Raw genomic sequence first — 18,642 nt, 5'->3', positions numbered from 1 at the left:
GACCTCCGTCGCGCGAAACGACCACATGTAGTGGCCCAGAAACGCGAATTCAAGGCATGAACGGTCCGTTCATTCCACGAACCGCGACCAGAACTCGACGTGCCGGGGCCCGCCTGCCGGTGGCGGGCCCAGCGGCTCGTCGCCGAAGTCGTGCCGCAGGTATCCCCGCAGGTCGTAGCCGTAATAGACGATGTCGGTCTGATACACCGACAGCACCGGATATCCCGTGCTCCCGGCGATCCCCGGCAGATACCGATGCCCGCAGACGGGAACCAGCTGGGGCACGAGCGCCAGATGCGAGCGGGCCCGCGCGAGCGCGTCGGCGAGGTCGATCGGGCGCATGCCCCAGTCCGGCAGCCAGAAGCCGTTGTGTTCGACGTCGTACAGCACCCCGTCGACCGGCCAGTCCAGCCGTTTCCGCAGCTGGTCGGGGTTGCCGCAGCGCCAGTCCGGCCAGCGGTCGCCGATCGGCACCCCGGCGGACAGGAAGGTCCGGTGGTCGGCGGCGAACCGGAAGCCGAAGCGTGCTTCGACGTCGTCGAGCTCGGCCTCGCTCAACCCTGGACGCACGGGTTCGGCCAAGCTCGCCTGGAGGTCGTGTGCCTCCTCGATGGTGAAGGCGTGCTCAACAGTGGACATGTGTTCGAGCGTAAATTGCGCATCGAGCAAGCGCCTTCTCTTTTAACGCCGACCGAGCGCGGCGGCGAAAACGGGATGAGAAGCGCACGGTCGGCGCGGTAGCGTCCGCGAGTGTGAGCTTCGAAGACGACCCGGCCGACGGCTGGTTCCCCGAGAGCGTGGCCACGGATTACGACGATCCAGGTGGCGCGAACGCGCCCGAAGCGGCGACGCCCGTCGTGGACGTCCTCGAAGATCTGGCCGACGGCCCGGTGCTGGAGTTCGCCGTCGGGACCGGGCGGATCGCCGCGCCGCTGGCCGCGCGCGGAGTGCCTGTCAGCGGCATCGAACTGAGCCGGTCGATGGCGGCACGGATCGCGGGCAAACCGGGTGGCGACGCGGTCGAGGTCACGATCGGCGACATGACGAGCACACGGGTGGCAGGCGAGTTTTCGCTGGTCTACCTGGTGTTCAACACGATCGGCAACGTGACCACCCAGGACGGCCAGGTCGACGTCTTCCGCAACGCGGCGGCGCATCTGCGGCCGGGCGGGCTGTTCGTCGTCGAGGTCGGCCTCCCGGACCTGCGCCGCTTGCCACCCGGACAGGACATCGTCCCGTTCGCGATGACCCCCGGTTACGTCGGATTCGACCAGTACGACGTGGTCACCCAGGAGTTCACGTCGAACCACGTCACCGTGTCACCGGACGGGACCGGGCGGTTCCGCCGCATTCCCTTCCGTTACGTCTGGCCCGCAGAGCTGGACCTGATGGCCCGCATCGCCGGGATGCGCCCGAAGCACCGCTGGGCGGATTGGGACCGCTCCGAACTCACCGCCGAGAGCACCGGGCACGTGTCGGTCTGGGAGAAGGTCCCTCATCACCCACATGAGGCTCCTCCCCTGGGGTGAGCTCGCCCTCTCAACGCCTGGACGGAGGAACAGAGCGGCCACGCGTGTAGTTCACTCATGGCGTGACTTCTCCACGAACGCAGTCCCGCGTGCGGGCGCCCGAGCTCGCCGGTGACGTGTGGCTCAACACCGGCGGTGAGCGGCTCACGCTCGCCGGGCTGCGCGGCCGCGTCGTCCTGCTGGACTTCTGGACCAGCGGCTGCGTCAACTGCCTGCACGTGCTGGACGAGCTGCGCCCGCTGGAGGCCGAGTTCGCCGACGTCCTGGTGACCATCGGCGTGCATTCGCCCAAGTTCCTGCACGAGGGTGAGGCGGCCGCGATCGAGGCGGCCGTGCGGCGCTACGAGGTGCACCACCCGGTCCTCAACGACCCGAAGATGGCCACCTGGTCGCAGTACGCGGTCAAGGCGTGGCCGACGCTGGTCGTCGTCGACCCCGAGGGTTACGTCGTCCACGTCGCCGCCGGTGAGGGGCACGCCGAGGCGCTGCGCCGGGTGATCGCCGACCTCGTCGCGACCCACGAGGCCAAGGGCACGCTGCGCCGCGGCGGCAGCCCGTACGTCCCGGCCGAGGAACAGCGCGCCGAACTGCGTTTCCCGAGCAAGGCCGTCACCACCGCCGAAGGCCGGATCCTGGTCGCCGACACCGGCAACCACTCCGTCGTCGAGTTCGCGTCCGACGGCGAGACGATCATCCGCCGCTTCGGCAGCGGTGCCCGCGGCGCGCAGGACGGGCCGTTCGACCTGGCGACCTTCACCGAGCCGTCCGGGATCACCCTGTTGCCGTACGAGGTCGCGGAGCGCGCGGGCTATCACGCCGTCGTCGCCGACACGGCCGGTCACCGCCTGCGCGGCATCGACCTGATCACCGGCGAGGTCTCCACGGTCGCCGGCACCGGCCGCCAGTGGCGCGACGGCGTCGACACCGGCAAGGCGCTCGACATCGACCTCACCAGCCCCTGGGACGTCGCCTGGTGGGGTCCCGCGGGCGGGATCGTGGTCGCCATGGCCGGCAACCACACGCTGAGCGTGTTCGAGCCGGTCTCGGGCACCATCCGCCGCTTCGCCGGTACGACGGTCGAAGGCCTGCGAGACGGCGACGTCCACGAAGCTTTCTTCGCGCAGACGTCCGGTCTCACCCCTGATGGGCAGCGGCTGTGGCTCGCGGACGCCGAGACGTCCGCGCTGCGCTGGATCGAGCCCGAGGGCGAGACGTTCACCGTGCACACCGCGGTCGGCGTCGACCTGTTCTCCTTCGGGCACGTCGACGGCCCCGCAGACCAGGCGCTTCTGCAGCATCCGCTCGGCCTCGCCGTGCTGCCCGGCGACACCATCGCGATCGCCGACACCTACAACGGCGCCGTCCGCCGCTACGACCCGCTCACCCGCCGGGTGACCACGCTGGCGACCGGCCTCGCGGAGCCGTCCGGTCTGCTGGTGCACGACGGCGAACTGCTGGTCGTCGAGTCGGCGGGCAGCCGGATCGGACCGGTGCCGCTCGGCGAGCAGGCCGTGGCCGGGGACGCGCACGCGGTCCGCCGCCCGCCGACCGTGCTGGCGCCGGGTGAACTGGAGTTCTCCGTCGTCTTCACCCCGCCGCCCGGCGAGAAGCTCGACGACCGCTACGGCCCGTCGACACGGCTGGAAATCAGCGCCTCGCCGCCCGAACTGCTCGCCGAAGGCGCGGGGGTCGGCACGGACCTGTTCCGCAAGCTCCGCTTCGCCGAGGGAGTCACCGGAGGCGTCCTGCAGGTCGTCGCGCAGGCCGCGAGCTGTGACGACGGTGGCGAGCATCCCGCCTGCCGCATCACCCGGCAGGACTGGGGAGTGCCGTTGCGGTTCGAAAACGGTGGAGAAAGCGCGCTGAGCCTGGTCATGGCGGGGGATCCGGGAAAGTAGAGTCGTACCTGTGTCAGACGGGCCGAAACTCGAAATTCAGATGCTGCAGGACAGGGTGCTCGTGAAGCTGTCCCCCGAAGACGGCGAGCGCCGGAGTTCCGGCGGCATCGTCATCCCCGCCACCGCGCAAGTGGCGCGGCGGCTGGCGTGGGGTGATGTACTGGGCGTGGGCAACAGTGTGCGGAACGTCAAGACCGGCGACCGCGTGCTGTTCAACCCGGACGACCAGCACGAGGTCGAGATCCAGGGTGAAGGGCACCTGGTGATGCGGGAGCGGGACATCCACGCCGTGGCGACCGAACGGACCGAACACGGCACGGGGTTGTACCTGTAGCGCAGCTCGGCCGCGGGAGGGGTGGTGAGAGTTGGCACGCGATGACCATGACGAATCGGGCACCGACCTTTTCACCGACGAACTCCTCGCCGAACCGCAGAATGACGAGGGCCTGGTAGACGAGCTCTTCGAGGGCGACAGGGTGGTCCATCCGCCGCCGACGCCCGCGTCGAAGTTCCGCAAGGGGCTCGGCAAGGCCGTCATGGCCGCCGGAGTGCTCATGGGCCTGTTCGTACTCGCGTACGCGGTCGACCTGATCGTCAGCGCGGGGGACGTCCCGCGCGGCGTCACCGTCGCGGGGATCGACGTCGGCGGCCTCACGCACAAGGAGGCCGAGTCGAAGCTTCGCCGTGAGCTGGAGCCGAAGCTGATCGAGCCGGTGCGGGTCCGGGCGGGCGATGTCCGCACGGTCCTGTACCCCACGTCGTCCGGTCTCGGCCTGGACTGGCCGCAGACGCTGGGCCGCGCCGGTCACCAGCCGCTGAGCCCGTACACGCGGTTGATGTCGTTCTTCACCAGCCGCGAGGTCGGCGTCGTCACCTGGACCGACGCGCCGAAGCTCGAAAAGGCCGTCTCCGACCTCGCTGCCGCGCAGGTGAACCGTCCGCCGATCGAAGGGAACATCACCTTCCGGCCGCTCGCGGGCACCGACGGCGGGGTCGCCGCGGCCGCGGTCGAACCGCGGGCCGGTCAGGCACTCGCCGACGTCAAGGCCGCGGTCACCACGGTCACCGACGGCTGGCTGGGCGACGGCGGGGTCGAGCTGAAGGTGGACGTCACGCCGGTGAAGGCGACTTCGCAGGGGGTGCAGGCGGCGCTCGGCAAGATCGTCCTCCCGGCGGTCGCGAAGCCGCTCCTGATCCGCGGTGAGGGCAAGGACGCGACGCTGAAACCGGACGCGATCGCGGGGTCCTTCCAGTTCGCCGCCCGCGACGACGGCAACCTCGAAGTCCGCATCGACCAGGGCAAACTCCGGGCCGCGGCACAACCGCAGCTGAAGGAGACCGAGACCGACGGCGCGGACGCGCAGATCGTCTTCGTCGGCGACAGGCCGGCGGTCCAGCCGTCGAAGGACGCGAGGAAGGTCAACTGGGACCTCACGTTCTCCGCGCTGACCTCGGCTCTCGCGAAGAGCGAGGACAGGGAGCTGAAGGCGGTCTACGACGCCAGCAGCCCGGCCGTCAGCACCGACGCGGCGAACGTGCTGGGCATCAACGAGGTCATCGGCGAGTTCACCACCTCAGGCCTGAGCGGTCCGGCGATGACGAACGCGCAGGCGCTGGCCACCAGGGTCTCCGGTGCCATCGTGAAGCCGAACGAGACGTTCAGCCTCGGCGCGCGGTCCGGGGCGAGGACGGCGGACGCGGGCTACGTCCCCGCGCCGTCGAACGAGGACGGCACCGGTCCGGTCGTGGTCGGCGGCGGTGTCTCGCAGCTCGCGACGACGCTCTACAACGCCGCGTACCTGGCGGGACTGGCCGACGGCGGGCATCTGGAACACGACCACTACCTGGACCGCTATCCGGTCGCGCGCGACGTGAAGGCGATCAACGAGGACGGTTCGCCGGTCGAGATGCAGATCGTCAACGACGCCCCGACCGGCATCGCGATCCAGGTGATCCCCGCCAACGGCTCGGTCACCGTGCGGATCTGGGGCACGAAACGCTTTTCGGTCCAGAGCGTCGGCGGCGATCGGCATTCCTACGTCCCCCAGCCGGTGCGGATCGGCTCGGGTCCCGGCTGCGTGCCGGATCCCGGTGCCGCCGGGTTCAGCACCTCGGACACCCGCGTGCTCGTCGACGTCGTCACCGGCACGGAGGTCCGCCGGGAGACCCGCAACGCGACCTACTCGCCGCGCGCCGCGGTCATCTGCACCTGAGCCTCACCGCAGCACCATGCAACCGCGGGCCTCGAAGTCCGCGAGCCACGGCGGCTCCCGGAAGTCCTTGTTCCATCGCAGATCCAGTTTGTCCAATTTGGACAGCTGGGTGAGCGAAGACGGCAGCGAAGTGAGTCGGTTCTCGCGCAGGTCCAGCTGGCGTAACTCGCTCAGGTCCCCGAGCGAGGACGGCAACGACGTCAGCCGGTTCTTCCGCAGATGCAGCTCGCGCAACGCGGAAAGCGTTCCCATCGACTCTGGGATTTCGGTCAACCCGTTGCCATACAGGCGAAACTCGCGCAGCGAGGCCAGTCCGGAAAGGTCGTCCGGGAGCGTGGCGATGCGATTGTCCGTGCACCCCAGGTACTTCAGCCGTCCGAGCGAGCACAGCGCGACCGGGAACTCGGTCAGCTTGTTGTCGCTCACGTAGAGGTATTCCGTCAGCCCGGAAAGCTCGCCGATTTCGTCCGGCAGCGTCGAAAGCTCGTTGTGCCCCAGGTCAAGCGTGTGCAGCTGCCGCAGGGCGCCGATCGAAGACGGGATGGTGCTCAGCCGGTTGGTGGCCAGGTTCAGCACCCGGAGACCGGTGAGCGACCACAGGCCGCCGGGAACGGACGTCAGCCGGTTGTCGTAGAGGTCCAGGTATTCGAGCGAAGCCGGAAGAGGGACGCCGGACAGGGTGGTCAGCCCCTGGCCACTGAGTTCGAGACGAGTGGTCACAGGGGCCGACCGTAGCCGTGGCGCCCGTGTCAGGTCGCGGCGTGGTGCCCGCCCTTGACCTTCGCGTAGATCGCGGACGCGGCGATCACGCCGACGACCGCCGCGCCGACCTGGAAGGCGTGCCGGATCCAGTCGATGCCCGAGGTGTCCCGGACGCCGAACACGCCGGCCAGCCAGTTGCCGATGAAGGCGGCGATGATGCCGACGACGATCGTCAGCCACATCGGGATCTTCTGGTCACCGGACGCGAGCATCCGGCCGATGACGCCGAGGATCAGGCCGACCACGATCGTGGTGATGATGCCCCAAAGGCCACCCAACATGGTTCCTCCTTCGCTGGAGAATCGAGTTGGACCAACGGTGACACCGAAACCGGCTCGTCGCGCCTCAAGACCCCTTACCGGGTGACACCGCGGCGTCCGTAGAGGTTCGCGGCCAGGGTGACCCCGATGCCGGCGATGACGATCTGGGTGATCAGTTCGAGCCAGTCGAAGCCCTTGGTGTCCGCGTAGCCGAGCCCGCGGGCGATCGCGGTGCCGACGAAGGCGGCGATGATGCCGACGACGATCGTGAGCCAGATCGGGATGGACTGCTTTCCGGGCGCGAAGAACCTGCCGAGAACCCCGAGGATCAAACCGACCACGATCGCCATGATGATGCCGGTGATTGTCATTGAAGACTCCTTTGCCGAGGCGTCCGCCGACGGGCGGACTCAGCACGGAGATACCCCGCAAGACCCCGTCGAAACGCGAAAAGCCCCCTCCGCGCGGGAGAGGGCTCTTCGTCACTAACCGTTTAGAACGCGGCTTCGGGGATTTCCATGAGGCTGTTGTCCGCTGCTTCGACGATCGCGCGGCGCGAAGTCAGCTCCGGCAGCACGCTCTTCGCGAAGAACGACGCCACGGCGAGCTTGCCCTCGTAGAACGGGGTGTCCTTCGCCGACGCGCCCGCGTCGAGCTTGCCGATGGCGACCTCGGCGTGCTTGATGAGCTGCCAGCCGATGAGCAGGTCGCCGACCGACATCAGCAGGCGGACCGTGTGCTGCCCGACCTTGTTGATGTTCTGCGGGTCTTCCTGCGACGAGGTCAGGTAGCCGATCAGCGAGCCGAGCATGCCCTGGGTGTCCTCGAGCGCCTGCTTGAGCAGCCCGCGCTCGTTCTTGAGCCGCCCGTTGCCGATCTCCGACTCGATGGTCTTCGTGATCTCCCCGGCGACATAGGCCAGCGAAGCGCCCTTGTCGCGGACGATCTTGCGGAAGAAGAAGTCCAGCGACTGGATGGCCGTGGTGCCTTCGTACAGCGAGTCGATCTTCGCGTCACGGATGTACTGCTCGATCGGGTAGTCCTGCAGGAAGCCCGACCCGCCGAGGGTCTGCAGCGACTGCACGAGCTGCTCGGTCGCGCGCTCGGAGCCGACGCCCTTGACGATCGGCAGCAGCAGGTCGTTGACGCCGTGCGCGATCTTCTGCGAGGCCTCGTCGCCCTCGCCGGTCCACACCTGGTCCTGGAAGGTCGCCGTGTAGAGGTACACCGCGCGGAGGCCCTCGGCGTACGCCTTCTGCAGCATCAGCGAGCGGCGGACGTCCGGGTGGTGGGTGATGGTGACGCGCGGCGCCGCCTTGTTCAGCATGTTCGGCAGGTCGGCGCCCTGGACACGCTCCTTGGCGTACTCGAGCGCGTTGAGGTAGCCGGTCGACAGCGTCGCGATGGCCTTCGTGCCGACCATCATGCGGGCGTACTCGATGACCTGGAACATCTGCGCGATGCCGTCGTGCACCTCGCCGAGCAGCCAGCCCTTGGCGGGGGTGCCGTGCTGGCCGAAGGTCAGCTCGCAGGTGGTGGAGGCCTTGATGCCCATCTTGTGCTCGACATTGGTGACGAAGGCGCCGTTGCGCTCGCCCAGCTCACCGGTCTCGCCGTCGAAGTGGAACTTCGGCACGAGGAACAGCGACAGGCCCTTGGTGCCCGCCTTGGTCTCGACGCCGGGGCCCTCGGGACGGGCCAGCACCAGGTGCATGATGTTCTCGACCATGTCGTTCTCGGCCGAGGTGATGAACCGCTTCACGCCGTCGATGTGCCAGGAGCCGTCCTCCTGCTTGACGGCCTTGGCGCGGCCGGCGCCGACGTCGGAACCGGCGTCGGGCTCGGTGAGCACCATCGTGGCGCCCCAGCCGCGGTCGATCATGACCTGCGCCCAGCGCTTCTGCTCTTCGGTGCCGTTCTTGTCGACGATCCCGGCGAAGCTCGGGCCCGCCATGTACATGAACAGCGGCGCGTTGGCGCCGAGGATCAGCTCGGCCGCGGCCCACTGCACGGTCGGGGGCAGACCGAAGCCGCCCAGCTCGTTCGGCAGGCCCAGCCGCCACCATTCGCCGTCCATCAGCGCCTGGTAGCTCTTCTTGAACGACTCGGGGATCTTCACCGAGAAGGTCTTCGGGTCGTATACCGGCGGGTTGCGGTCCGCGTCGGCGTACGAATCGGCGAGGGGACCGGAAGCGAGCTTGTTCAGCTCCGTCAGCACGCCGCGGGCGGTCTCCTCGTCGGATTCCGCGAGGACGCCCTTGCCGAGGCGGTCCTGCACGCCGAGGACCTCGAAGAGGTTGAACTCCAGGTCTCGGACGTTGCTCTTGTAGTGGCCCATTTCGTCACTCCAATGTGTTCGGCTCCCCGGCCGGGCACACGTCCCCTACTCGCCGGTAACTTCAGGATATTACCTGTGGGTAACCGGCGGCAAGTGAATGGCCACTGTTGTGATGTGTAAATCAGCAATACGGGCGATCTCAGCGAGGTGACGGCGCGATCGAAGTGGCCGAAGACGGCTCGGCCGGGCTGTGCGCGTCGTCGGGGTTCGTGACCAGGATGCCGGATCGGAACGCGATCGTCACGGCGTGTGTCCGGTCGCGGGCCGAAAGCTTGCGCAAGATGCTCTTGACGTGGGTCCGGACGGTTTCCACCGACAGGAACAGGATCTTCGCGATCCCGGAGTTCTCCAGTCCCTCGGCGACCAGTTGCAGGACCTGGTACTCGCGACGCGACAGCGGCATCAGGCCGCGCGCGGTCGCCGGTTTGGGGGCGTCACCCGGTTTCGGGAGCACGGGCTGGCGCTTCGGCCGCGCCGTCAACGCCGCCAGCGTCGGGTCGATGTAGCGACGGTCACTGTGCGCGCGCCGGATCGCCTCGGTCAGATGCCGTCCGTCGGTCGCCCGCGGCACGATCGCGTGCACGCCTGCCGCGATGGCCGCGGCGAGGTACTGCTGAGTGCGGTTCGTGTCCCTGATCATCGTGATGATGACCAGTGCCGGATCGCCGTTGCTGAGCAGCCGGGACAGGTGGCAGTTCGGGTCGAGCGCCGAATCCAGCACGATGACGTCCGGTTTGAGCTGTTCGCACAGCTGGAGCGCGGCGTGATGGCTCGCCGCGTGCCCGAGCCATTGCAGTCCCGGTGTGCGGTGGACCAGTGAACTCAGGCCCTCGCAGAAGATCGGGATCGGATCGACGGCGGCCACGCCGAGGCCACGGCCACCTGGTGACAGTCCGCCAGGCCTGCCGGCCTGCGTTCGGTTCGGCTCGATGCCTCGCATCACGGACCCCTCCGTTTTCCTGCCCGTCATCTCCGGACGAGAGGACGTGAAGTCCATTCGGTGACCACGGCCCCCCGGCGTGGTCACCCTCGTCAACCGGTCCTCCCTGCGGGACCGGACAGAGATGACACCTCGTAACTATTACGAGTCAGTAGGTCGGCGGGCGTGACGCGGTATCCCCCTCATAGATGTATCGCGTCGTCGCAGCAAACTCTGCGTATCGGCCGGTTGTGGATCTCTTGCTCGAATGAGCGCGCCGATGGTGGATCTTGACGCGTTCGCTACTCAGAGTGGACTTCGGCGCGAAGGCGCCCGAATTCGTCCCCGAGCGTCGCGGGCGTCCAATGCGCGTTCAGCCCGCTGGGATTCGGCAGGACCCAGACCCGTGCGCCGGCGATCTCGCCGTCCTGCGGGCCGATCTTCGCCTTCGGCAGGCCGAACGCGGTCCGGTAGGCGGTGATCCCGACCACGGCGAGCCAGCGTGGCCGGTATTCGGCGACCCTCGCCGTGAGAAGCCGCCCGCCCTCGCGGAACTCGTCCGGCGTCAGCTCGTCGGCCCGCGCCGTCGTCCTCGCGACGACGTTGGTGATGCCGAGGCCGAGGCCGAGCAGCTCGTCCTGCTCGCTCGGGTCGAACAGGCGCGGGGTGAAACCGCCGCGGTACAGCGCGGGCCAGAACCGGTTCCCCGGCCTGGCGAAATGCAGGCCGAGGGCGCCGGAGTAGAGACCAGGGTTGATCCCGCAGAACAGCACGTCCAGATCCGGCGCGATGACGTCGTCGATGGTCCTGCCGTACGCGGCGGCCAGCTCGTCCTTGGTCGGTTTCGTCCTCACCGGGTCAGTTTCCGGCACGCCGGCGGGAGGACTGAACGCGGAAGGCTTGGGGTGCTCGCTCGGTCGCCCACGTATCGGCAGCCTTCGTTCGCGGCCGCTCCCGCGTGACCTGCGACACCCACTTTCGTCGCAAGGGGTGGCCAAGTCGCCACGACCTGCGTACTGTTTGTGATCTCGCACACAAGGCCGTATCGAGGAGGCGTTTTGCAGCTCTCGCTCATCCTCGGCCTGGTCGCGTTGATCTTCGTCGTGGCCACCGTGCTGGTGGTCGCGGAAGACCGGCGGGCCGCGCGGCGCGCGGCCCAGCGACGGCAGGCGAGGCTAGCGAACCTGGGCGAGGTCGATCCGCTCGCGGCGCAGCGGCTGCATCTCGACCATTGAGGGAACAGGCTTCCGCACGAGGCTGAGCAGCAGGGCCCCGGCGATCCAGCCGAGCATCGCGCCGCCGGTGTTGTTGAGCAGGTCGTCGACGTCGAAGATCCGGTAGACGTAGGGCGCGGTGCCGAAGTTCGCGGTCAGCTGCGTGATCTCGATCAGCAGCGAAGCGGCGAGACCGATCAGCGTCGTGCCGATCAGGCCGCGCTTCCACAGCGTCCTGGCGAAGAAACCGAGCGGGACGAACAGCAGCACGTTCATGGTGGCCTGCTGGAACGTCTGGGTGGTGAACCAGTCGGACACCGGCAGCCCGTGCTTGAGCAGTTCGGTGTGGATGTCGGTGATCCACTGGAACGGGTGCAGCTGCACGGTCTGGCTCAGCCGTTTGGTGCCGGGGCCGGGCAGCGGCAGGAAGGTCACCGCCAGCGTCATCGTCGCGTAGAGCAGCACGGCGGCCATGGTCAGGACGGGACGAAGGCGCACCCGGCCACGCGAGTGCAGGACGATCAGCTGCGGGATCAGCACCGTCGCCCAGAGCGCGAAGAAGCCGATCAAGCCGTACTGCAGGGCGGTGACCTGTGCGTTCGTCATGACACAGACGTTATGGATCTCCAGGGGCCCGCCACTTCGGTCGAAGGGCCGCTGGGGCCGGGGCCTGATCGGCCAAGTGGCCGATCCCGATCTTGGCCGATCGGCGATATTCGCTCCCCGATCCGCCGGTGGACGTGGGATTCTGCCCGGATGCTGCTCGTTCGACGGCTCACCCCCGAAGACCTCGACGCCTTCCGTGAGGTCCGCCTGCGCGCCCTGACGGACACCCCCGAGAACTACGGCTCGATCGCCGCGGCCGAACGGGCGCAGTCCGACGACGAATGGCTCGCCAAGCTGGCCGGAGACGCCTGGTTCGCCGCCTTCGACGACGGCCGCGCGGTGGGCCTGGTCGCCGGGCGGGCACGGGACGGCGACTGGATCCTCTATTCGATGTGGGTCTCGGCCGAAGCCCGCGGCCAAGGGCTGGGCACGAAGCTGGTGGGCGCGGTGCGGACGGCCGCCGAGGAAGACGGCGCGAGTGAGGTGTGGCTGCACGTCGCGGAGGACAACGACCGGGCGCGGCGGTTGTATCTGAAGTTCGGGTTCATCGCGACGGGCGAAGTCGAGCCGATGCCGAACGACGTCACCCGGCGCCGGGAACGTCTTTATTTACCTGTTACCGCCGGTAGCAGTAAATAGCCTAGCCTCGCGGGATGGACAACGTCGTCTTCGACCGCGCGGGCAAGGGCGAGCCGCTGGTGCTGATCCACGGGGTCGGCCACCGCCGTCAGGCCTGGTCGCCTGTGCTTTCGCTGCTCACCCCGCACCGCGACGTCATCACCGTCGACCTGCCCGGCTTCGGCGAATCGGCGCCGCACTCGGACGGCTACGGCGTCGAAGCCGTCGTCGAGATGTTCGGGCGGTTCTTCCGCGAACTCGGCCTCGGCAAGCCGCACGTCGCGGGCAACTCGCTCGGCGGGCTGCTCTCGCTCGCGCTTGGGGAAGCGGGGCTCGTCCGCAGCGTGACGGCGTTGTCCCCGGCCGGGCTGTGGACGCCGCGGCAGCAGCGGTACGCGCTGAGCATGCTGCGCACCCACCGCCTGCTCGCCGAGCGGATCCCCGAGCGCACCGCGCGGCGGCTCGCCGCGACCCCGGCCGGCCGGTCGATGCTGACCGGGATGATCGTCGGCCGCCCGGACCGGCTCACCACGCAGGTCGTCATGGAGGACATCCGGGCGCTCGCGGGCTGCCCCGGCTTCCGGCCGACGCTGGAGCAGGCGCGTGGCGGCTTCCGTTTCGACGGCGTCGTCAAGGACGTGCCGGTGACCATCGCGTGGGCGGAACGCGACCGCATCCTCGCCCGCCCGAAGGCCGCCGAGCTGCGCCGGATCGCGCCTGAGGCGGAGCTGCTGGTGCTGCGCGGCTGCGGGCACGTGCCGATGAACGACGAGCCCGAGATGGTCGCGCGGGTGCTGCTGGACGGCAGCTCAAGCGCCATGTGACGTTTGCCTATCGTCCTGCTTTTTCCTCTGGTGAAGGTCAATTCCGCCAGGCAGACTCCTCCGCCGTGCGCCCGATGGGGACTTCTGGGTGCGAATCGGAGGAAGAATGAAGCTGTCTACCCGGCTGGCCGTTGCCGTCGGTGCCGCGCTGACCGCGCTGGGTGCCGTAGCCGCGCCCGCGTCCGCCGCGCCGGCCACCACCGACGTCCGGATCATCACGTTCAACGACCTGCACGGCAACCTCGAACCGCCGTCCGGTTCGAGCGGCCGCGTCACGCTGCCCGGCGGCGGGACGGTCAACGCGGGCGGCGCCGCGTACCTCGCGACGCACCTGAAGCGGCTTCGCGGCGAAGCGCGTAACTCGGTCGTCCTCTCGGCCGGTGACAGCATCGGCGCGTCGCCGGTGATCTCGGCCTTGTTCCACGACGAGCCGACCGTCGAACTCCTGAACCAGCTCGGCGTCAAGGCTTCCGTGGTGGGCAACCACGAATTCGACGAGGGGCTCAAGGAACTCCGCCGGATCCAGAACGGCGGCTGCCATCCGACCGACGGCTGCCAGTTCCGGAAGTCCTTCAAGGGCGCGAACTTCCCGTTCCTCGGGGCCAACGTGTACTACGAGAACGGCTTCCCGGCGTTGCTGCCGTTCAGCATCGAGTTCTCCGGCGGCGTCCCGATCGGCATCATCGGCGCGACGCTGAAGGACCTGCCGCAGGTCGTCACCCCGGAGGCGATCAAGGGCCTGAAGTTCGGCGAAGAGGTCCAGGCGATCGACCGCACCGCCAAGCTGCTCGACCTGTTCGGCGTCAAGGCGCAGGTCGTGCTGCTGCACCAGGGCGACAACTCCGAGACCGCCGGTCCCGACGAGTGCAAGGTCAAGCCGGGCGCCGCGACCGCCATCGCGCAGCAGGTTTCGTCCAAAGTGGACGCGATCTTCACCGGGCACAGCCACCAGCAGTACAACTGCGTGATCAACGACCCCGACGGCAAGCCGCGCCCGGTGATCCAGGGCGCGTCGTTCGGCCGTCTGCTGTCGGTCGTCGACCTGAAGATCGACCGCCGGACCCGCGACGTCGTGCGTGGCGAGACCAAGGCGCACAACGAGATCGTCACCCGCGACGTCAAGCCGGACGACGACGTGCAGGCGCTGATCGACGAGGCCAAGGCCAAGGCCGCCCCGATCGCGAACAAGGCCGTCGGCACCATCACCGCGGACCTGGTCGCCAAGGGCGCGCCCTCCGGTGAGTCCCCGCTGGGCGACGTCATCGCCGACGCCCAGCTCGAGGCCACGCAGTCGAACGGCGCGCAGATCGCCATGACGAACCCTGGCGGCATCCGCACGGACTTCACCTACGCGTCCTCGCCCGCCGGTGAAGGCGACGGCGTCGTGACCTACGGCGAGGCGTTCGCCGTGCAGCCGTTCGCGAACATCATGCAGACGATCACGCTCACCGGGGCGAACCTGAAGAACGTGCTCGAACAGCAGTGGCAGGCCAACGGGATCGTGCGGACCCTGCAGATCTCGAAGTCGCTGAAGTACTCGTACTCGGCTTCGGCGGCCCAAGGGTCGCGCATCTCGAACCTGACGCTGAACGGCGCGCCGATCGACCCGGCGGCGTCGTACCGCGTCTCGGTGAACAACTTCCTCGCCGCCGGCGGGGACGGCTTCACCGAGTTCACGAAGGGGACCAATCTGTCCGGTGGTCCGGTGGACCTGGACGCGCTGATCGCGTACTTCGGGGCGCACCCCGGCATCGCCCCGCCAGCCGCGGACCGGATCACCGTCCTGCCGTAGCTCCCCCGAGTGCCATGAACGGTCCGTTCCTTGCAAATTTCGCAAGGAACGGACCGTTCATGGCGTCCACGGGGCTGGTTTTGTCAGTGACCCAGGGCACAATGTCCGCCATGACGACCTGGGAAGAAGTCGTGGACCTGGCGGGCAGGCTGCCGGAGGTCGAGGAGTCCACTTCATACCGCACACCGTCGCTCAAGGTCGCGGGCAAGAACTTCGCCCGGCTGCGCACCGAGGCCGAGGGCGGCCTGATGCTGCTGTGCGAGCACGCGGAGAAGGAAGCCCTGCTGGCCTCCGGAGACCCCGCGTACTTCACCACCCCGCACTACGACGGCTACGGCGCGATCCTCGTCGACCTGGAGAAGGTCGAGAAGGCGCAATTGCGTGAACTCATCGAGGAAGCCTGGCGGATGAAGGCACCCGCCAGGCTCACCAAAGGCCTGGACGACTAGAGGAGTTCCCCTTCGAGCATGCTCATCAGGTACTCGTCGTGCCACTTGCCGTTCTGATCACGGAACGCCTGCCGATGCCTGCCGTCGATCTGGAAGCCGATCTTCTTGTAGACGTGGATCGCGGCCTCGTTGTCGACCACGACCCACAGCGCGATCATGTGCAGCCGCATCATGTCGAAGCCGTAGCGGCAGAGCGTGCGCATGGCGTCGGTGCCGTACCCGCCACCCCAGTGGTCCTTCTCACCGAGGTAGATGTCGAGTTCGGCACGGCCCTGTTCCGGGGTGGCGTCGCGCAGGGTGCAGGTGCCGATCAGCGTGCCGACGGCGAGGCTCTCGATCGCGAAGTTCGCCTCTTCGTAGCTGTTGGGCTTCCGTTTCGCGAAGCGCTCGCGGATCTGGGCGAGCGATTCCGGATGGTCCGCCATCATCCAGCGCATGACCTCCGGGTCGTTGTTCCAGCGCCACAGCGTGTCCGCGTCCTCGGGTTCCAGCGGCCGTAAGCGAATGAGTTCACCGGTCAGCATCGTCCCATCCCAAGATCGGTATCGGACTTTCCAGACTATTGGGCGACCCCCGCGAGCAGCCACCGCTTTACGGGCACTTCCAGCAGCACCCTGGCACCGAACGGTTCGATCTCCTCACCTGCCGCCCAGCCGTCGTACTTCGCCGCCAGGGCGGCGAGAACGTCTTCGCGCAGAGCCCCGCGATGGACGCGCGCCAGGCCTTCGGCGACCACGGGCGCGTCGCCGTCTTCCAGCGCGAGGCTGACGCGCGGATCGTTGCCGACGTTGCGCACCTTCACGTTCCGCTCGCCGCTGCCGACCCAGAAGACGTCGTCGAGATACACGAACCACACCGGCGTGACGTGCGGCGAACCGTCCACACGGAGCGTGCAGAACCAGGCATTGCGCTCCCGCGCGAGACGTTCGATAAGCGATTGATCACGTTTCACCTGGTCAGCCTGCCTGAAAGCTAGGGTGCCGGGCGTATGAAGGTCCACCAGTACTGCTACTTCGCCTTGAAGAGCGCGACCGTGTCCGCCGGGGAGATCACCGCGCGGCTCGGCATGGCGCCCGACGAGGCCCAGGTACTGGGGTCGCGGTCCGCGGAGCATCGGCTGCCGCGGATGCACGCCTGGAAGGTGACGCATTGTGGTCAGGGACCGATCGACGACCAGATCGAGGGTCTGATCGGCAGGCTAGCCCCGGTCCGGCCGGGGATCCGGACGCTGGTGGACGAAGGCGCGAGCGCGGTGCTGCAGGTGGTGCGCTACTTCCACCACCGCGACGGCGGCGAGGAATTCGGCTGGCAGCTGTCACCGGCCGTGATCGCGTTCCTCGCCGAAGCCGCCGCCGCGCTGGACGTCGACGAGTACGACCTCAGCGAATAGCGCTTCCGGCGGTCCGGTTCACGGCGAGGTCGCCGGAGATGGTGGGATGGTGCCCCACAGCCGGACAACCCCGTTGGGAGCCCCGCATGTCGAGCGAGAACTGGCCGCTGCGTCAGGATCCGGAATCGCCGGTCATCATCTCGCGGTCACTCGTGGAGGACCCGTCGAATCTCGCGTTCGTCGTACTGGACGACGACGGCGACTGGTTCATCAGCGACGGCAACGAATTCTCCGAGGACATGGACCTCAACCGCGACGCTTTCGGCGCGCTGCCGCTGCGGGACGCGGTGGAGCTCATCCCCGAAATCGCCGCGCTCGCCGGCCTCCCCACCGGCATGGCCGCCGACTGGGACCCCGAGCGTCGCGCGTGGCTGCTGAGCTCTGTCGCCGACTCGGATGACGACGAAGAAGACCTCCTGGTGCGCGCCGCCCGCCTCGCCGCATGGACGCATCCGGGCTCACCGCTCGAAGAAGTCCAGGTGAGCACCGAACTCGCCGAGATCTCCACCGACCCCGCCGCCCCGGCCCGCGCCGTGCGCCAGGTCGTCCGCGAGGCCGACGGCAGCTGGCTGCTCGTCGGTTTCCAGGTACCGGAAGACGAGGACTTCGAGGTCGAAGCCCTGGAGATGGAGCACGCCGTCACGCTGTACCCGGACGTCGCGCTGGTGCTGAGCGCCGCGCCCGGCCAGGTGTACGACCGGCCGAGCGCCGACGACCCCTGGGAACTCGTCGAAGGCTGACAGCTCGGCTTCGGCCTCAGCCGAAGTCGCAGTACATGACGTGCAACCCGATGCGCCCCAGCGTCGGGTGCTCGAACGCGCCCGGCACCGTCCCGACGATCTCGAACCCGAGCCGTTCATAGATCCGGATCCCGGCGATGTTCGACTCGACGACAGCGTTGAACTGCATGCCCGCGAAACCCTGCGCCCTGGCCCAATCCAGGACGTGCGCGCACAGCGCACTGCCGACACCCTTGCCGCGAACGTCCTTGTCCACCATGAAACTGGCCGTCGACACATGCGATCCGGGCCCGCCGCGGTTCGGCCCCATCTTGGCCGTGCCGAGCACGCGGCCGTCCTCGACCGCGACCACCGTCCGGCTCGGCGGCTTCTCGGCCCAAAGCCCTCGCGCGGTTTCTTCGGTGAGGTCGGGGTCGTAGGTGTACGTGTCAGCCGCCCGCACGACTTCGCGCACGATCGGCCAGACCTGCGCCCAGTCGCCGTCGCCTATTTCCCGGATCTCCATGTCCTGCACCGTAAATCAAAAACCGGTCCGGCGGTTCCGGTACCACCGCCAGGCGAAGCCGGAACCCAGCAACAGACCGGCACCTGTCAAAGCCGCGCCGATCCAGAGCTTCGTCTCGCCGGATTCCGGTTCCACGCGTGTTCCCGGCGGCAAACCGGCGGCGATCCCGTCGATCTTGGCCTGGATCGAACGGTGGTCGAAGACGCTCAGATCGCCGTCCTCGGCCAACGTGGTCAGCCAGCGGCGAACGTCGTCGTTCTGCTCACGGGAGAAACCGGGGAACTCGAGCGAAGCGGTCCGGAATCCGCCAGGGCCCATGCATTGCAGCGGTTTGCCGGTGGACGCGTCGAGGTACTGCCCTTGCGTCCCGCACTCGTCACCCGCCTTGGCGAAAATGACGGTATACGGCCCCGGTTCGCTGCCCCTGTTCAGCCCGATGATGAGGAAGACCACGCCTACCAGCAACACCGGGAGGAGCAGCGACCCCGCCAGAACGGTCAGCAAGGCGGCCGCTGTGCTGTCGCCCGTCTTTCTTCGCACGAGGGGACGGTAGGCGGGGATTGAAGGGAGGGGTCCCCAACATGC

Annotated in this window: 23 protein-coding genes; 11 read left to right on the top strand and 12 right to left on the bottom strand. The window is 68.3% G+C overall.

The features are described 5' to 3' along the window. Positions 1–69 precede the first annotated feature (69 nt). Positions 70–639, bottom strand: a complete 570-nt coding sequence (locus tag AMYAL_RS0116795; RefSeq protein WP_020632465.1) for a hypothetical protein — start codon at positions 637–639, stop codon at positions 70–72. A 113-nt stretch (positions 640–752) separates the two neighbouring features. Between AMYAL_RS0116795 and AMYAL_RS0116790 the strand changes: the two genes are divergently transcribed. The 4 genes from AMYAL_RS0116790 (at position 753) to AMYAL_RS0116775 (ending at position 5,640) form a co-directional block, all read left to right on the top strand. Beyond that, a complete protein-coding gene (locus AMYAL_RS0116790) occupies positions 753–1,529 on the top strand; it encodes a class I SAM-dependent DNA methyltransferase (RefSeq protein ID WP_020632464.1) in 777 nt (258 codons plus the stop codon). Positions 1,530–1,618: 89 nt separating this feature from the next. Beyond that, a complete protein-coding gene (locus AMYAL_RS0116785; RefSeq protein ID WP_020632463.1) occupies positions 1,619–3,427 on the top strand; it encodes an NHL domain-containing thioredoxin family protein in 1,809 nt (602 codons plus the stop codon). A gap of 40 nt (positions 3,428–3,467) precedes the next feature. Further along, positions 3,468–3,761, top strand: coding sequence for a GroES family chaperonin (locus tag AMYAL_RS0116780; RefSeq protein ID WP_007032412.1), 294 nt, complete (start codon positions 3,468–3,470; stop codon positions 3,759–3,761). Between the two features lie 31 nt (positions 3,762–3,792). Further along, on the top strand, positions 3,793–5,640 hold the full coding sequence (locus AMYAL_RS0116775) for a VanW family protein (protein WP_020632462.1): 1,848 nt from the start codon (positions 3,793–3,795) through the stop codon (positions 5,638–5,640). A gap of 3 nt (positions 5,641–5,643) precedes the next feature. Here the strand turns inward: AMYAL_RS0116775 and AMYAL_RS0116770 are convergent, their stop codons facing one another. The 6 genes from AMYAL_RS0116770 to mug all read right to left on the bottom strand — a co-directional run bounded on the left by AMYAL_RS0116770 (position 5,644) and on the right by mug (position 10,773). Then, a complete protein-coding gene (locus tag AMYAL_RS0116770; protein WP_020632461.1) occupies positions 5,644–6,360 on the bottom strand; it encodes a leucine-rich repeat domain-containing protein in 717 nt (238 codons plus the stop codon). Between the two features lie 29 nt (positions 6,361–6,389). Continuing rightward, entirely contained in the window at positions 6,390–6,683 is a 294-nt protein-coding gene (locus AMYAL_RS0116765; RefSeq protein ID WP_020632460.1) for a GlsB/YeaQ/YmgE family stress response membrane protein, read from the bottom strand. Between the two features lie 74 nt (positions 6,684–6,757). Then, positions 6,758–7,033: a GlsB/YeaQ/YmgE family stress response membrane protein gene (locus AMYAL_RS0116760; protein WP_020632459.1), complete on the bottom strand. Its 276-nt coding sequence runs from the start codon at positions 7,031–7,033 to the stop codon at positions 6,758–6,760. A gap of 122 nt (positions 7,034–7,155) precedes the next feature. Then, entirely contained in the window at positions 7,156–9,000 is a 1,845-nt protein-coding gene (locus tag AMYAL_RS0116755) for an acyl-CoA dehydrogenase (RefSeq protein WP_020632458.1), read from the bottom strand. Positions 9,001–9,139: 139 nt separating this feature from the next. Beyond that, positions 9,140–9,940, bottom strand: a complete 801-nt coding sequence (locus AMYAL_RS0116750; RefSeq protein ID WP_020632457.1) for a response regulator transcription factor — start codon at positions 9,938–9,940, stop codon at positions 9,140–9,142. Positions 9,941–10,221: 281 nt separating this feature from the next. Continuing rightward, a complete protein-coding gene (mug, locus tag AMYAL_RS0116745; protein ID WP_020632456.1) occupies positions 10,222–10,773 on the bottom strand; it encodes a G/U mismatch-specific DNA glycosylase in 552 nt (183 codons plus the stop codon). Positions 10,774–10,977: 204 nt separating this feature from the next. Between mug and AMYAL_RS49875 the strand changes: the two genes are divergently transcribed. Beyond that, positions 10,978–11,154: a hypothetical protein gene (locus AMYAL_RS49875; RefSeq protein WP_020632455.1), complete on the top strand. Its 177-nt coding sequence runs from the start codon at positions 10,978–10,980 to the stop codon at positions 11,152–11,154. Here the strand turns inward: AMYAL_RS49875 and AMYAL_RS0116735 are convergent. Beyond that, complete coding sequence (locus tag AMYAL_RS0116735; protein WP_020632454.1) at positions 11,095–11,739, bottom strand: VanZ family protein; 645 nt, start codon at positions 11,737–11,739, stop codon at positions 11,095–11,097. The two genes, AMYAL_RS49875 and AMYAL_RS0116735, sit on opposite strands and share 60 nt — an antisense overlap. 150 nt (positions 11,740–11,889) lie before the next feature. Between AMYAL_RS0116735 and AMYAL_RS0116730 the strand changes: the two genes are divergently transcribed. The 4 genes from AMYAL_RS0116730 (at position 11,890) to AMYAL_RS0116715 (ending at position 15,422) form a co-directional block, all read left to right on the top strand. After that, positions 11,890–12,378 (top strand): GNAT family N-acetyltransferase, encoded by a 489-nt coding sequence (locus tag AMYAL_RS0116730; RefSeq protein ID WP_020632453.1) that lies wholly within the window; start codon positions 11,890–11,892, stop codon positions 12,376–12,378. Positions 12,379–12,392: 14 nt separating this feature from the next. After that, positions 12,393–13,181: an alpha/beta fold hydrolase gene (locus AMYAL_RS0116725; RefSeq protein WP_020632452.1), complete on the top strand. Its 789-nt coding sequence runs from the start codon at positions 12,393–12,395 to the stop codon at positions 13,179–13,181. 106 nt (positions 13,182–13,287) lie between these two features. Further along, complete coding sequence (locus AMYAL_RS0116720; RefSeq protein ID WP_020632451.1) at positions 13,288–14,973, top strand: bifunctional metallophosphatase/5'-nucleotidase; 1,686 nt, start codon at positions 13,288–13,290, stop codon at positions 14,971–14,973. Positions 14,974–15,083: 110 nt separating this feature from the next. Next, the gene (locus AMYAL_RS0116715; RefSeq protein ID WP_026467151.1) at positions 15,084–15,422 is read left to right on the top strand and encodes an MmcQ/YjbR family DNA-binding protein; all 339 of its coding nucleotides are present in this window, start codon (positions 15,084–15,086) and stop codon (positions 15,420–15,422) included. Here the strand turns inward: AMYAL_RS0116715 and AMYAL_RS0116710 are convergent. Both AMYAL_RS0116710 and AMYAL_RS0116705 read right to left on the bottom strand, forming a co-directional pair. Next, positions 15,419–15,946: a GNAT family N-acetyltransferase gene (locus tag AMYAL_RS0116710; protein ID WP_020632449.1), complete on the bottom strand. Its 528-nt coding sequence runs from the start codon at positions 15,944–15,946 to the stop codon at positions 15,419–15,421. The genes AMYAL_RS0116715 and AMYAL_RS0116710 overlap by 4 nt on opposite strands. A gap of 35 nt (positions 15,947–15,981) precedes the next feature. Next, the gene (locus tag AMYAL_RS0116705) at positions 15,982–16,374 is read right to left on the bottom strand and encodes a pyridoxamine 5'-phosphate oxidase family protein (protein ID WP_026467150.1); all 393 of its coding nucleotides are present in this window, start codon (positions 16,372–16,374) and stop codon (positions 15,982–15,984) included. Positions 16,375–16,410: 36 nt separating this feature from the next. Here AMYAL_RS0116705 and AMYAL_RS0116700 point away from each other — a divergent pair, with 36 nt between their 5' ends. Then, complete coding sequence (locus tag AMYAL_RS0116700) at positions 16,411–16,812, top strand: DUF4279 domain-containing protein (RefSeq protein WP_020632447.1); 402 nt, start codon at positions 16,411–16,413, stop codon at positions 16,810–16,812. Between the two features lie 86 nt (positions 16,813–16,898). Further along, positions 16,899–17,552, top strand: a complete 654-nt coding sequence (locus tag AMYAL_RS0116695; RefSeq protein WP_020632446.1) for a hypothetical protein — start codon at positions 16,899–16,901, stop codon at positions 17,550–17,552. Between the two features lie 16 nt (positions 17,553–17,568). On the opposite strand, the gene AMYAL_RS0116690 is transcribed toward AMYAL_RS0116695, so the two are convergent. Together AMYAL_RS0116690 and AMYAL_RS0116685 are read right to left on the bottom strand one after the other, a co-directional pair. After that, complete coding sequence (locus tag AMYAL_RS0116690) at positions 17,569–18,057, bottom strand: GNAT family N-acetyltransferase (protein ID WP_020632445.1); 489 nt, start codon at positions 18,055–18,057, stop codon at positions 17,569–17,571. A 15-nt stretch (positions 18,058–18,072) separates the two neighbouring features. Beyond that, positions 18,073–18,597: a hypothetical protein gene (locus tag AMYAL_RS0116685; protein ID WP_143267705.1), complete on the bottom strand. Its 525-nt coding sequence runs from the start codon at positions 18,595–18,597 to the stop codon at positions 18,073–18,075. Positions 18,598–18,642 lie beyond the last annotated feature (45 nt).

The organism is Amycolatopsis alba DSM 44262, from assembly GCF_000384215.1.
Lineage (GTDB): Bacteria > Actinomycetota > Actinomycetes > Mycobacteriales > Pseudonocardiaceae > Amycolatopsis > Amycolatopsis alba.
This window is presented reverse-complemented; position numbering and strand designations above follow the sequence as displayed.